Source organism: Halobellus rarus (genome assembly GCF_024494595.1).
Lineage (GTDB): Archaea > Halobacteriota > Halobacteria > Halobacteriales > Haloferacaceae > Haloquadratum > Haloquadratum rarum.
On record NZ_JANHDI010000001.1, the window covers coordinates 220,302 to 234,099 of the forward strand.

The 13,798-nt window shown below is 68.6% G+C and carries 10 protein-coding genes and 1 pseudogene; 7 read left to right on the top strand and 4 right to left on the bottom strand.

Features of this window, described 5'->3' with window-relative positions; genetic code table 11:
• The first annotated feature begins 14 nt into the window (after positions 1-14).
• From NO876_RS01185 to NO876_RS01195, 3 genes are all read left to right on the top strand, one after another.
• The gene (locus NO876_RS01185; RefSeq protein ID WP_256419844.1) at positions 15-2,408 is read left to right on the top strand and encodes a heavy metal translocating P-type ATPase; all 2,394 of its coding nucleotides are present in this window, start codon (positions 15-17) and stop codon (positions 2,406-2,408) included.
• Between the two features lie 105 nt (positions 2,409-2,513).
• Positions 2,514-2,969 carry a hypothetical protein gene (locus tag NO876_RS01190; protein ID WP_256419845.1) on the top strand — a complete coding sequence of 152 codons (456 nt, stop codon included), beginning with the start codon at positions 2,514-2,516 and terminating at the stop codon, positions 2,967-2,969.
• 117 nt (positions 2,970-3,086) lie between these two features.
• Positions 3,087-3,863, top strand: coding sequence for a 23S rRNA (uridine(2552)-2'-O)-methyltransferase (locus NO876_RS01195; RefSeq protein ID WP_256419846.1), 777 nt, complete (start codon positions 3,087-3,089; stop codon positions 3,861-3,863).
• 23 nt (positions 3,864-3,886) lie between these two features.
• Here the strand turns inward: NO876_RS01195 and NO876_RS01200 are convergent, their stop codons facing one another.
• Positions 3,887-4,600, bottom strand: coding sequence for a queuosine precursor transporter (locus tag NO876_RS01200; protein ID WP_256419847.1), 714 nt, complete (start codon positions 4,598-4,600; stop codon positions 3,887-3,889).
• Positions 4,593-4,766: a ribbon-helix-helix domain-containing protein gene (locus NO876_RS01205; protein WP_256419848.1), complete on the bottom strand. Its 174-nt coding sequence runs from the start codon at positions 4,764-4,766 to the stop codon at positions 4,593-4,595. Before NO876_RS01205 ends, NO876_RS01200 begins: the two co-directional genes overlap by 8 nt.
• Before the next feature lie 121 nt (positions 4,767-4,887).
• On the opposite strand from NO876_RS01205, the gene NO876_RS01210 reads away from it, so the two are divergent.
• Positions 4,888-5,337: a molybdopterin-binding protein gene (locus tag NO876_RS01210; protein ID WP_256419849.1), complete on the top strand. Its 450-nt coding sequence runs from the start codon at positions 4,888-4,890 to the stop codon at positions 5,335-5,337.
• Positions 5,338-5,419: 82 nt separating this feature from the next.
• On the opposite strand, the gene tatC (NO876_RS01215) is transcribed toward NO876_RS01210, so the two are convergent.
• Entirely contained in the window at positions 5,420-7,660 is a 2,241-nt protein-coding gene (gene tatC, locus NO876_RS01215; RefSeq protein WP_256419850.1) for a twin-arginine translocase subunit TatC, read from the bottom strand.
• 449 nt (positions 7,661-8,109) lie between these two features.
• On the opposite strand from tatC (NO876_RS01215), the pseudogene tatC (NO876_RS01220) reads away from it, so the two are divergent.
• Positions 8,110-9,360: pseudogene (gene tatC / locus NO876_RS01220) on the top strand (twin-arginine translocase subunit TatC); the annotation flags it as partial.
• 631 nt (positions 9,361-9,991) lie between these two features.
• Here tatC (NO876_RS01220) and larE read toward each other — a convergent pair.
• A complete protein-coding gene (gene larE, locus NO876_RS01225; protein ID WP_256419851.1) occupies positions 9,992-10,930 on the bottom strand; it encodes an ATP-dependent sacrificial sulfur transferase LarE in 939 nt (312 codons plus the stop codon).
• A gap of 170 nt (positions 10,931-11,100) precedes the next feature.
• Here larE and NO876_RS01230 point away from each other — a divergent pair, with 170 nt between their 5' ends.
• Complete coding sequence (locus NO876_RS01230; protein ID WP_256419852.1) at positions 11,101-13,089, top strand: MutS-related protein; 1,989 nt, start codon at positions 11,101-11,103, stop codon at positions 13,087-13,089.
• A gap of 149 nt (positions 13,090-13,238) precedes the next feature.
• The gene (locus tag NO876_RS01235; protein ID WP_256419853.1) at positions 13,239-13,757 is read left to right on the top strand and encodes a cytochrome b N-terminal domain-containing protein; all 519 of its coding nucleotides are present in this window, start codon (positions 13,239-13,241) and stop codon (positions 13,755-13,757) included.
• Positions 13,758-13,798: the final 41 nt, after the last annotated feature.

Consider the following 13,798-nt stretch of genomic DNA (forward strand, 5'->3'; position numbering starts at 1 on the left):
CCTACCCGAACACAATGACTGATGACACCGCCCCGGTCGGACGGGCCACGGGGGAAGGGAGACGGGCGGTGACCGTCCGCCTCGTCGTCCCCGAGATGGACTGTCCGTCGTGTGCGGGCAAGGTCGACAAGAGCCTCGACCGCGTCGAGGGCATCGTCGACACGACGCTGCAGCCGACGACGGGCACCGCCTCCGTCACGTACGATCCCGACCGCGTCACCGAGGCCGGTCTGATCGACGCTATCGAGGGGGCGGGATACGAGGTCGTCGGAGGCGGCGGTTCGGGCGACGGGGCAGCGGCCGAGTCCGAGTCGGGCGCGTCGACCGGGGGCGTGAACGTCGCGCCGCCCGCGGAGGTATGGACGAGTCCGCGGGCGGTCAAGACGTGGATCGGCGCGGTCTTCGTCACGCTCGGGCTCCTCTTCGAGTTCGCCCTCACGGGCCAGAACCTCGCGGTGGCGAGCGTGCTCGGATATCCGCTGCATCTGGCCGACGTGCTCTTCGTCGGCGCGGTCGCCGTCAGCGGCTACCCGGTCGTCCGGGGCGGCTACTACTCGGCGCGGAACCGCAGCCTCGACATCGACCTCCTGATGGGGACGGCCATCTTGGCGGCGACCGGCATCGGTTACTTCGTCGAGGCGGCGACGCTCGCGGTCCTCTTCAGCGTCGCCGAACTGCTGGAGGACTACTCGATGGACAGAGCGCGCGACTCCCTGCGGGAACTGATGGAACTGTCGCCGGACGAGGCGACCGTCCGTCGCGACTCGGGCTCACCGGGGGTCGCCGGTGAGGCGGTCGAGGAGGTGACGGTCCCGGCCGAGGAGGTCGACGTCGGCGAGACGGTGATCGTCCGCCCGGGCGAGAAGATCCCGCTGGACGGGGTCGTCCGGGAGGGCGAGAGCGCGGTCGACGAGTCCCCGATCACCGGCGAGAGCGTGCCGATCGACAAGACCGCGGGCGCGGAGGTGTACGCCGGCAGCATCAACACGGAGGGCTACCTCGAAGTCGAGGTCACCTCGACCGCCGGCGACTCGACGCTCTCGCGGATCATCGAGATGGTGCAGGGGGCCCAGGAGAAACAGACCGACAAGGAGCAGTTCGTCGACCGCTTCGCGGGCTACTACACGCCCGCCGTCGTCGTGCTCGCGATCCTGACGGCCGCGGTTCCGCCGCTGCTGATCTCCGACCCCGTCTCGGTCGGCGTCGCCGGCTACGCGATCACGTTCGTCGGCGACTGGGGGACGTGGTTCGTCCGCGGTCTCACCCTGCTCGTGATCGCCTGCCCCTGCGCGTTCGTCATCTCGACGCCTGTCTCCGTGGTCTCGGGAATCACGAGCGCCGCGAAGAACGGCGTTCTGATCAAGGGCGGCAACCACCTCGAAGCGATGGGCGAGATCGACGCGGTGGCGTTCGACAAGACCGGGACGCTCACGAAGGGCGAACTGGCCGTGACCGACGTCGTCGCCTTCGGCGGCCGCGACGAGGACGACGTCCTCCGGTACGCCACCGGCCTCGAACGGCGGAGCGAGCACCCGATCGCGTCGGCGATCCTGGCCCGCGGCGAGGAGGCGGGGATCCACGATCTACCGGAGCTCTCGGCCTTCGAGAGCATCACGGGCAAGGGCGTGCGGGGGGACGTCGACGGCGAGACGTTCTACGCGGGCAACCCCGCGCTGTTCGAGGACATCGGTTTCGATCTCTCGGCCTCCCCGCACCGCACCGACGGCGGCGCGCTGACCGGCCGGTCCGCGGCCGACGACGTCTCGGACGCCCTCGCCGACCTGGAACGCGAGGGCAAGACGGTCGTCCTCGTCGGCACCGAGGCGGAACTGCTCGGGATGGTCGCCGTCGCCGACGAAGTGCGTCCGGGCGCTCGGCGAACCGTCGAGCGGCTCCACGAACTCGGCGTCGAACATATCGTGATGCTGACCGGCGACAACGAGGGCACCGCCCGGGCCATCGCCGGGGAAGTCGGCGTCGACGAGTACCGCGCGGAACTGCTGCCCGACGAGAAGGTCGCGGCGGTCGAAGAGCTCCGAGAGACCTACGGCGACGTCGCGATGGTCGGCGACGGCGTCAACGACGCGCCGGCGCTGGCGACCGCCGACGTCGGCGTCGCGATGGGCGCGGCGGGGACGGACACCGCCCTGGAGACCGCCGACATCGCGCTGATGGGCGACGATATCGGGAAACTCCCGTACCTGTACGCGCTGTCGCACACGGCCAACGGCGTGATCCGACAGAACATCTGGACCAGCCTCGGCGTGAAGGCCCTGCTGGCGCTGGGGGTTCCGCTCGGATTCGTCAGCGTCGCCGTCGCGGTCGTCGTCGGTGATATGGGGATGAGCCTCGGCGTGACCGGCAACGCGATGCGACTGGCGCGGATCGACCCCGAGCGGTTCGCGTAGGCGCTCTCGGCCGTGCTTCTCCGGCTCGGAACCGAGAGGTCGGAGAACGCAAATTCTAACCGACACGATGATGTCCGCTCGGTCGGACAGACCGCACGGTCCACGATGCTCCGTCAGTTCCCCGCCCGCAAGCCCCTCCAGGCTTCGAAACTCGCGGCCGTGCTCGCCGTCCTCCTCTTCGGGACGCTCGGTTTCTTTCGTATCGTCCCCGACCGGCAACTCACCGCGCTCCTCGCCGTCCCGTTCGTCGGGTTCGCCCTCGCTCTCGTCGTACTCGGCGAGGCGCTGGTCGCGGGATCGCGGCTCGTGTCGGCCGACGCGCCGGCGACCGCCCGAATCGACGACCGCCCGGTGTATACGACCGTCCGGGTGATCGAGGCGACTGCCGCCCTCGTCACGGTAGTCGGCATCGCCGGCACGATCGCCTCGGTTCCTTCGGACCCGCTTCCCGGCCCAGGAGCCATCGGTCTCCTCTTCGTCACGGCCGGCTTCGGCCTGCTCGCTCTTGGGGCGACGCTGGCCCGCACGTCGGTCGAGTGCTATCTCGCTGTTCGCGGGTGATTTCCCGAGGGACCATCCGATGTGCCTTTCCGGGTCGACCACGTTTCAACCGGTAATGAAGGGACATCCGTCGGCCGTTTGCGGCCGGAACAGCACAAGAGATCCGACGAGAAACGTATGACGGGGAAAGACGAGTACTACAACAAGGCCAAGCAGGAGGGCTACCGGGCCCGCTCGGCGTACAAACTGAAGCAACTCGACGAGGAGGCGGGGCTGTTCGGCCCCGGGAACACCGTCGTCGACCTCGGGGCCGCCCCCGGCGGGTGGCTCCAGGTGGCCTCCGAGGCCGTCGGCGAGCGCGGAACCGTCGTCGGCGTCGACTTCCAGCGGATCCGCGATTTAGGGTTGGAGAACGTCGAGACGATCCGCGGCGATATGACCGACGAGGACACCAAAGCCGAACTGAAGGAGAAGATCGGCGAGGACGGCGCGGACGTCGTCGTCTCCGACATGGCCCCGAATATGACCGGCGAGTACTCGCTGGATCACGCCCGCTCGGTCCACCTCGCCCGACAGGCCTTCGAGGTCGCGCTCGACCTGCTTCCCGCCGGCGGCGACTTCGCCGCGAAGGTGTTCGACGGGCAGGACCTCGACGACCTCCGAGCGGACGTCGACGCGGAGTTCGAGTACGTCCGGTCGATCCACCCGGACGCCTCGCGCGACTCCTCCTCGGAACTGTACCTTGTCGGAAAACACCGGATCACGGCGCCGGTCCGGGAGGGCGACGAACGCGACGTCGTCGTCGACGACGTCGGCAGCGAAGGCGACGGCGTCGTCAAGATCGACGGCTATACGCTGTTCGTTCCCGGGACGGAGACGGGCGACGCGGTCCGGGTCCGCGTCACCGACGTCAAGGCGAAGTTCGGCTTCGCCGAGGTCGTCGCCGAAGAATAGCTTCGACTCCGCCGACGAACCGCTCAGTCTGCCGCCCAGGCGTTATCCTCTCTCTCGATGGTCGACCCGCCGAACAAGGCGACGACCGCGTAGACGAACGGCGTGTCGATCAGGGCGATGAGCAGTTTCAAGAGGTACTGCCCGACGATCAGCGAGAGGATCACCGAGACCGGGAGCGGGTCGCCGAGTCCGAGCACCCGCGGGGCGACGTAGAACGCGACGGCGACGAAGAGCACCGTGTCGATCGCCTGGCTCGTCGCCGTCGAGACGATGTTGCGGAGCCAGAGCATCGATGCGCCGGTGACGTCGCGGATGCGGTGGAAGACGAGGACGTCCCAGTTCTGGCTGACGATGTAGGCCAGCAGACTCCCGATGACGATGTTCGTCCCCGGCGCGAGCACCGCGCGGTACTGCCCGGCGGCCTCGGGGTTCGCCGCGGGTGCGAGGATCGTACTCCAGACCAGCGCGAGCAGCACGAAGTTCATCGCGAAGCCGACGTTGACCATCACCTGCGCCGCGCGGCGGCCGTACAGTTCGGAGTAGCAGTCCGACGCGAAGAACGTCAGCGCGTACGCCAGCGCCGCGCCCGGCAGCACGATGCTCGCGCCCGTGACCGGCAGCTCGAACGGGAGGCCGAACGCCAGCAGTTTCGAGGCGGTCAACTGAGCGGTGGTCAGCGCGGTCACGAACAGCGCCACGAGGGCGATCTGGCCGGCCTGCGTCCGGGGCTCACTCATCGTCGATCCGTCCGTGTCGGGAGTCGATCTCGTCGAGCATATCCAGCGTCTTCCGGATCGACGCGCGGACCGCGTCGCTGCGGTTGACGAACTTGCCGTCGTCGCCGACGTGCTCGTCGAGGTCCGAGAGCAGTTCGTCAGGGATCTCCACACTTATCTTGGCCATACCCCAGGATTCTCTCGCGAATATTTAGGCGTTCGTTCTCGACGTTACCGAGTCCAAAACCCGAAGACGGAGAATCGGGGACAGGTACTATACCCGCGGACTGTCGAGACGTCACTGACCGATGACCGCGACCCGTGACGCGTACGTCACTGTGGCCGGCGAGAGCCCCGTCCGGATTCCCGTCCCGCTCCCGGACGACCACGGGTACGAAACGGCGACCGTCGAGGAATCGTTCCGGTGTTCGACCGGCGACGTCATCGCCGATGGATGGACCGGCCTCGCCGTCGACGAGCTGTTGCTCGCCGCCGATACGCCGGACAGAACCACGCACGTGCAGGTGGAGGGCGCAGACGGGTTCACCGTCTGTGTCCCGGTCGGTGTCGCGCTCGACGGCGTACTGAGCTTCGAGGGCTCTGATGGGGACGTCGAGTCCACGCCGCGCTTCGCTGGTCCCGGCATCTCTGGCACGCACACCGTGAAGGGTGTTCGCCGCATCCGACCGGTCTCCCTCGATCCGGACGAGAACCCTGAAGAATGGGAAGACCTCAAACTCGCCGAAACCGACGAGTAGCGTCGTACGGGCTGTCGCCGTCTCTGACCTGTTCGGCGCTCGCAGGGATCGCGAGCACCGTGTTCCGTTGCAACAGACCGTATCAGATGTCGACGCTGCGGGGCGGTGCCAGGTCGCGCCGCCCGCCGAGCGTGACGACGAACAGGACGCCGAGGCCGATCCCGTAGGCGACCATCAGCGGGATCGTCACCATGAACATCGTGAGCACGTCTGCGGGCGTAAACAGCGCCGCGAAGGCGAGGACACCGACGGTCACCTCGCGCCAGCGACCCCGCATCGACCCGTAGCTCACGCCCGCGCTGTTGAGCAGGATCATCAGGATCGGCACGTCGGCGAGGATCCCGATTCCGGCCGTGGTGAAGAAGATGAGCCAGAAGAAGTTGGTAATGCGGTAGGCGATCACCATGTTCGCCTGGACGGCGTCGTTGACCAGCCAGGAGATGACGCCCGGCGCGATGGTGGAGTAGCCGAGCGCGAACCCGCCGAGCAGGCCGGCCGCCAGGGCCCCGGTCCACAGGAAGACCGCTCGGCGACGCTGGCGGATGATGTTCCGTTCCCGGAGGGCTGGCCACGCGTAGTAAGCGAGCACCGGCGCGGTCACGATGCCGGCGATGATCGTCGAGAACTTCACCTCGAACACCAGCGCCTCCATCGGGTGGAGGGCGACGACGTTGAGCACCTCGCTCGGGGTCACCTGCGCCGGGAGCCGACTCAGGAAGTCCTCGTAGACGCGTTTGATCCCGCCGGTGTAGAGCCACCCGAACGTCCCGGCGAGCACGAGCATGAATAGCCCCACGATGCGGAACGCCCGCGACGTGATCGAATCGAGGATGAACGCGAGGTCGGTGTAGTACCCCTCGAAATCCCCTTCGTCATCGCTCCCCTCACCGTCGGCGGCGTCGGAATCGCCGCCGGACTCCTCGGCGTCGCCGTCGCTGAACTCGTCGAAGAACGTGCTGCTGGCGCGGGAGAACCGATCCCCGATCGACTCCGAACCACCCGTTTCGGCGGCTTCCGTCGCCCCCGCCTCCGCTGTGACCTCTCCGTCTCCGTCGCCCACTTCGGTCGCGCCGTCCTCGTCGAACCGGTCGATGATCGCCTGGGCTTTCGCCTTATCGCCCGCGTCGATAGCGTCGCCGGCGGCGGCCATCGCCTCGTCCTCGCTGAGCGCGCCGAAGACCTCCGGCGGCGCGGCGCGAACGCCGGCGGCGTCGAGGTCGTCGAGATCGATCGCGCTCGGGTCGCCGACGCCCGCCTCGACGACCGCGAGGTCGTCGAGGTCGTGGTAGACGAAGTAGCCGACGGCGACGAGTATGGCGGCGATCCCCGCGAGGAGCACGTAGGTGACGAGCAGGGCGGCCGAGGCCGGTGCGAGAATCACGTAGTCGCTGCCGATGGCGGCGAGGCCGTCGTTGACGTAGCCGACGCCGCCGCGCTCGAAGAACGCGTAGACGAGGACGCCGCCGAGGACGCCGACGCCGGCGATGACGTTCCAGTGCGCCCGGGCGGTGGCCTTCACGTCCATCTTCTCGCTCCCGCGCCGCGCGGTCGTGACGACCTTCGCGAGGTAGAGGCTGACGCCGTACAGCGTTAGGACGGGGATCGCCCACATAATCTGGGTGAACGGATCCGGCGGCGTGAACAGCGCGCCGGCGGCGAAGACGCCGACGACGGCGTAGCGCCACTTGTCGCGGAACGTCTCGTAGGGGACGATCTCGGCGTAGGAGAGCCCGGTCATCGCGAGGGGTAACTGGCTCGCGAGACCGAAGGAGGCGGTGAGCAGGAAGATGAACTGCGCCCACTTCACGATGGAGTACGTCGGCGAGAAGCCGGCGGCGATGGCGTTCTGCGCGAGGAACGCGAACGTGAACGGGAAGAAGACGAAGTAGCCGTAGGCGACGCCGAGGACGAAGAGCGTCACCATCCCGACGAAGATGATCGCGAGCTGCCAGACCGGGACCGGCGAGGAGGGCCACAGCCCGCGCTCGACGAGGGCGTCCCGGGAGAAGTAGAGGAACGCCGGAAGCGCGAGGACGACGCCGACGACGAGGCCGATCTTCGCCTGCAGGAGGATCACGTCGAACGGCGTCTGCGCGATGATCGAGACGTCGCCGCTGATCTGCGCAGACATCTGGGCTCTCGTGACCCGTTTCAGGAAATCCCAGACGTAGAGTCGGAGCGCGTAGAACGTCCCGAGAAAGCCGATCAGGAAGAAGATGAAGACCTTCTGGAGATCCTTCTGCGCGGCTCGAAGCATCGCGCCGGCGGTCTCCCGCCCGGCGTCGAGTGTCGCTCTCGTGTCCTCGTCGAGCGCGCTGGACATACCCGAAGAGAACCGACTCGCAGTTATCAATCTTTTCGACCGCCGCGCCGGGATCGCCGCCGAGACGATGCGGAAAGGCCTATAAGATCCGGGCGGCGAAACTCTGGTGAATGGCCGACGATTCGGAGGACGGGGACCGGACGCCCGAAGACGACGCAACCCCGTCCGGGAGCGGCGAATCCGCGGGCGAGGACGCCCACCCCGAGCAGTCCGCCAGTTCGGAGTCCGACACCGCCGCCGGCGACACCTCGTCCGACGATATCGGCGACGACGCTGACGACGCCGACCAGTCCGAAGAGGCCGCTGATAGCGAAAATGCGTCGACTTCCAACGGCTCTGGTGCCGACGACCACGAAACGGCCGACGACCACGAAACGGCCGACGCCCCGGACGCGGACGATGGAACCCCGGACGCGGGCGAGGGGTCGTCGGACGGCGATTCAGGACCGCTGGACGAGGCCGACGAACCGACTGACACCGACGACGAGCCGGCCGATCCGGACGACGAACCGACTGACACCGACGACGGGCCGGCCGATCCGGACGACGATCTGCCGTCTACCGGTGATCCGACAGCCGGGTGGGACCTGTCGGCCGGGGAAAACGTCGCAGACGACCTCGACTCGACCGACGATTCCGCAGAGGGGACCGACGACGGTGCCGACGATTCCGCAGAGACGGTCGAAAACGAAACTGACGCCGGCGACGGCTCCGACGATGAACCGGATTCGAGCGTTGCCGGCGACGACACGGACGAGCTCTGGCCCGACTCGCGGACGGAGGTGACCGACGAGACCGACCTCGAAGACACGGCCACTGGGACGGACGGCGGTGCGCCGGCGGCCGCCGGCGACGCCGCTTCCGGTGATTCGGCGGGCGAGGCTGTCGCGCCCGACCCGCTCGTCGACGCCGACGACGGGATGCTCTCGGACGGACCCGAGAGCGACGAGGAGATGCCCCTGGCGGATCACATCGAAGAGATGGTCCGCCGACTGGCGGTCGTGCTCGGCATCGGCGGCATCGTCACGCTCCTGCTGTATCCCGGGGCCGACCTCGTCAACTCGGCGCTCGGCCTGGACCTCGTCAGCTCCACCGAGGTCATCGACTTCCTCTGGAACAAGCACATCCCCGGCGCGCCCGAGATGGTCGACCGCCGACCCCGAGTCTACGGTCCGCTCGAACTGCTGTTGACGGAATTGAAGGTCGCCGCACTCGGGGGCCTGGTGATCGGGTTGCCGGCCTTCGTCTACGAGACCTACCTGTTCATGCGGCCGGGGTTGTACTCGAAGGAGCGCCGCTACTACCTCGCGGCGGTGCCGACGAGTCTCGTCCTCGCGTTCGTCGGCATCTCCTTCGCACACTTCATCGTTCTCCCGGCCATCTTCGCGTACTTCACCTCCTATACGACCGGGACGGCGGTCGTGGCGTTCGGGCTCAAGGAGACGTTCAACCTCATCCTGATCCTGATGGGCTACAACGCCATCATCTTCCAGATCCCGCTGTTCGTGATGCTGGCGATCATGATGAATCTCGTCACCCGGGTGTGGCTGGAAGACCGCCGGCTGATCTTCTGGGGGACCTTCCTGGGGCTCGCGTTCCTCATCAGCCCCGACCCGACGGGGATGGCTCCGATCATCATCGGCGCGACGATGATCGCGCTGTTCGAGGGCACGCTGTTCGTGCTGCGGTGGACTGGGAGGGGGTCGCTGGCTCCCACCGCCGAGGGACTGGCGGCCCGCCGTCCCCAGGCCGCCGTGCTCGCGGCGCTCGTCGGCTACCTCCTCAGTCCCCTGCCGGCCCCGACGGGCTATTACGACCTTCTTCCCTCGGTGGTCGTCGAGACGCTCGCGGCCAACGGCCTCGCGGCGTACACGCCCCTGATCATCGCGGGCGCTCTCGTCGGTGCGTTCGAACTCGCGTCGCTCCTCCTGCGCCGCTACGGCCGTTCGCGGCGGATGCTGCGGGTCCGTCTCGCCGTCGACACCGCCCGCCGCCCGGTGTGGCTGGCCGCCGTCGTCGTGGGTTATCTCGGCAGCCCCGATCCGGCCGTCCTCCGGTGGGCCGCCGAGCTGAATCTCCACCCGGCGCTGGCCGGCGGGATCGCGGTCGGGCTGGTGCTCGGCTACGAGGCGCTTCGACTCCTGCTGGCGTCCCGCGAAGACCGTGCGTCCTGAACTGTCGGCTGTCTCTCCGTGCGCTCCCGGACGGTCAGAACCGGGGTTACGACGCAGAACCGGGGTTACGACGCAGAACCGGGGTTACGACGCAGAACCGGGGTCACAACGCAGAACCACGGTCACGACGCTCCGACCACCGGCTGCCGACGCGGCTTCACTCGCTGGCGGTCGGGTACTCCGCCGAGAACACGTCTTCGACGAGCGGTTCGTCGTCCGACTCGTCGCCGTCGGCGCCTGCGTCGTCCTGCTCGTCCTCGCCCGCTGGACTGACACTGCCGGTCTGATACCCGTGGAGGTCCAGCGTCACGTGCTCGAACCCGAGGTCCGAGAGGTGCTCGCGGACGGCGACGGCGAAGTCGTGGTTCAGCGCGGCCTCCAGTTCCTCGGCCGCGATTTCGATCCGCGCGAGGCCGTCGTGGTCGCGGACGCGGAACTGCGAGAAGCCCCACTCCCTGAGCACGCGCTCGGCCTTCTCGACGCGCGTGAGCCGCTCCGTCGTCACTTCCAGCCCCGTCGGGATCCGCGAGGAGAGACACGCCATCGAGGGCTTGTCGGCGACCGACAGGTCGTAGGCGTCGGCGATCTCGCGGACCTCGTCCTTTCCGATTCCCGCGTCCAAGAGGGGCGAGCGGACGTCTAACTCCTCGACTGCGCGGAGTCCCGGGCGGTGCCCCTCGCCCGGATCGGAGGCGTTGGTCCCGTCGCAGACCGTCCCGATCCCCAACTCCTGGGCGGCCTCGTACATCCGGCCGAGGCGCATCGTCCGGCAGTGGTAGCACCGGTCGCCGTCGTTCTCCACGAAGTCGGGGTTGTCGAGTTCGGAGAACTCGACGATCTCGTGGCGGATGCCGATCTCCTCGGCGACCCGACGGGCGTCGTCGAGTTCGGCGGCCGGAAGGGTCTCGGATTTGGCCGTGCACGCGACGGCGTCGTCGCCGAGAGCGTCGTGGGCGAGCGCGGCGACGACCGAGGAGTCGACGCCGCCGGAGAAGGCGACGAGGACGCCGTCGCAGTCCGCAAGGGAGTCGCGGACGGCGGCGGCCTTCCCCGCGGCGTCGTCGGCGGTCGGTTCCGGATCCGTCTGGGTTGCCATACCCGACGTATCCGGTGCAGCGGCAAAAACACGTTGTCGTCGGCCGCGGACCGGAGATCGCCGGGAGATCCGCTTCCGACCGGGCCCGTGAACGACTTCGGATCGGATTTTTCTATCGTCGCCGGGCGGACCCGTAACGTTTTGTCGGATCGGGAGCGAAGCCAGTCCGAATGGAGTTCGAGGCCATCCCGGGCGTCGGCGAGAAGACGGCGGCGGCGCTGTCGGAACTCGACGACGCCGAACGGGCGCTCAGGGAGGGCGACGTCGCCACGCTGACTCGCGCGCCCGGCGTCTCGGAGGGGCGAGCGGCGGCCGTCGCGCGCGGGGCGATCCGCCGCCGACACGACGACGACGGCGATTTCCTCGCGACCGATCGGGCGCGGGAGGTGTACGAGGACGTCCTCGGCCTCCTGCGCGCGCGGACTGTCACCGACTACGCCGCGAAGCGGATCGCGACGTTCTACCCCACCGCTTCGGCCTCGCGGATCGAGGAAGTCCGCGAGTTCGTCGAACGCGCGAGCGAGCGCGACCCCGATCCCGACGTCCTCGACGCGCTCGCCGGCGTCGAGCCGCTCTCCCCGCCCGCCACGCGTCGGGTGCGCGACCGCTGCCTCGCGACGGCCGACGCCGAGCGCTTCGCCGCGGCGGAGGAGGCGTTCCCCGAGCTCTCCGTCGAGGTCGTCGAGGACGCCCGCGGCCTCGCCGAACTCGCCCGCTCGTACTCGACGGTCGTCGCGCTCGACGAGGCGTTCGCCGGGATCGACGTCGAGGGCGACGTCCGCGTGCGGCCCGACGCGATGGAGAACCCCGGCGAGATCGTCCCCGAGCGCGTCCTCGCCTTCTTCGCGGAGAACCGCTCGCGGATCCTCGCGGCGGCGGCGGTCCACGAGGCAGCGGAACTGGACCCTCCCTGCGATCTCGATGCGCTTCGAGACGCGCTCGACCGCCTGGCCGACGACGGGACGATCGTCGGCGACGCGGAACTCGACCGACTGGTGACGGCCGTCGACGACCTCGACGCGACGGTCTCGACCGCCGAGTCCGTCGCCAACGACCGCCTCCGCGAGGCGATCCGCGAGCGCGACGTGACGATCGAGGGGACGGACTTCCTCTCCCTCGTCGAGCAGGGCGCGCGGGTGGACTCGCTGCTCGATCGCGAGCTGGAAGACGAGTACGACGCCGCCGTCGCCGCCGCGCGCGAGCACCTCGTCGACGCGCTCGACCTCCGCCCCGAGGAGGCCGACTTCGCCGAGCGGGCGTTTCCGGACGATCCGGCATTTCCGGTCGAACACGAGCCGTCGGTGATCTCGCGGCTCCGAACGGAACTGAAGGTCGGCCGCGACCGCCGCGCCGCGCGGCTCAAGCGCGACCTCGCCGACGACCTCTCGGCGCTCCGCGACCCGGTCGAGGACCTCGTCCGCGAGGCGCTCGAACTCGACGTCGAACTCGCGGTCGCGCGCTTCGCCGACGACTTCGACTGTACGCTGCCGACGTTCGCCGACGCGAATACGGACGAGAGCCACGGGTTCGCGATCGAGGACGGCCGCTCGCCGCTCTTGGACGTCGACTTCGCCGACGTCGACCCGGTCGACTACCGGGTGTCGGGGGCGACGCTCCTCTCGGGCGTCAACTCCGGCGGGAAGACCTCGACGCTCGATCTGGTCGCGCTCGTGGTCGTCCTCGCGCAGATGGGGCTGCCGGTCCCGGCCGAGCGCGTCGAACTCGAACGCTTCTCGGAACTGCACTACTACGCGAAGACCCAGGGCACGCTCGACGCCGGCGCGTTCGAGAGCACCCTGCGGGACTTCCGCGAACTCGCCGACGGCGAGACGAATCGCCTCGTCCTCGTGGACGAGTTAGAGAGCATCACCGAACCCGGCGCGTCGGCGAAGATCGTCGCCGGAATCCTGGAGGCGCTCGACGAGCAGGCCGCGACGGCCGTCTTCGTCTCGCACCTCGCGGGGGAGATCCGCGAGGCCGCCGGCTTCGACGTCGCCGTCGACGGCATCGAGGCGCTGGGGCTCGAAGACGGCGAACTGGTCGTGAACCGCTCGCCGGTGAAGGACCACCTCGCGCGCTCGACGCCCGAGTTGATCGTCGAGAAACTGGCCGACGACGACGGCTCCGGCTTCTACGACCGGCTCCTAGAGAAGTTCTGAGCGGTCGTCCGGTTCGGTCGGTTCGGTCTGTCATCCGTTTTCGTGCGGACTGCTTCCGATCGGTCGCTCGTTCCCGATTTCGCGACTCGAAAGGGCGAGAACCCGAAAACAAAGGAGCCACGGTGCGCTTGTGTCACCGTAGCTCCGGTATGAGTCGTTCGAACCCTCCACATCAGACGCTGAAGCTGGCCCTCGTCGGTCTCGTCGCCGCTCTCGTGATCGTCGATACCGGGTTGTTCTTTGTGACACCGACGACGTCGCGGGCGGAGTTGCTTCGACTCCTGCTGGCGATCGGCGCGTTCGGCGTCCCGTTCCTCGGTTTCGTCCTCGGCCTCGCACGCCGGCCGGTCTACGCAGTCGGTGCGGTCCTCTCGGTCCCGCTCGCGGCGCTGTACGCCTACACCGGACTGTTGCTGCCGTGGACGCAGCTCTCCTTCTCGATCGGTCAGTTCGGGCTCGAACTGCTGCTCGCGGTCCCGGTCCTCGGCGAACCGCTGGCGACCGCCCTGTTCGGTGGCTTCACACTCGGTCAAGCGACGCTCCAAGCGTCGTTCCGGTATCATTACGCGGTCGTCGCTCTCGCTACCGCCGGAGTCGTCGTCGCGATCGCGAGGATCGGCTGGCGGCGCTCGGATTTCGATCCGTCCCGGGACGGGTCCAGCGGCTGAGGTTCGACCGCGACGGTCCCGACCGCCGGAACCGTCCTCGG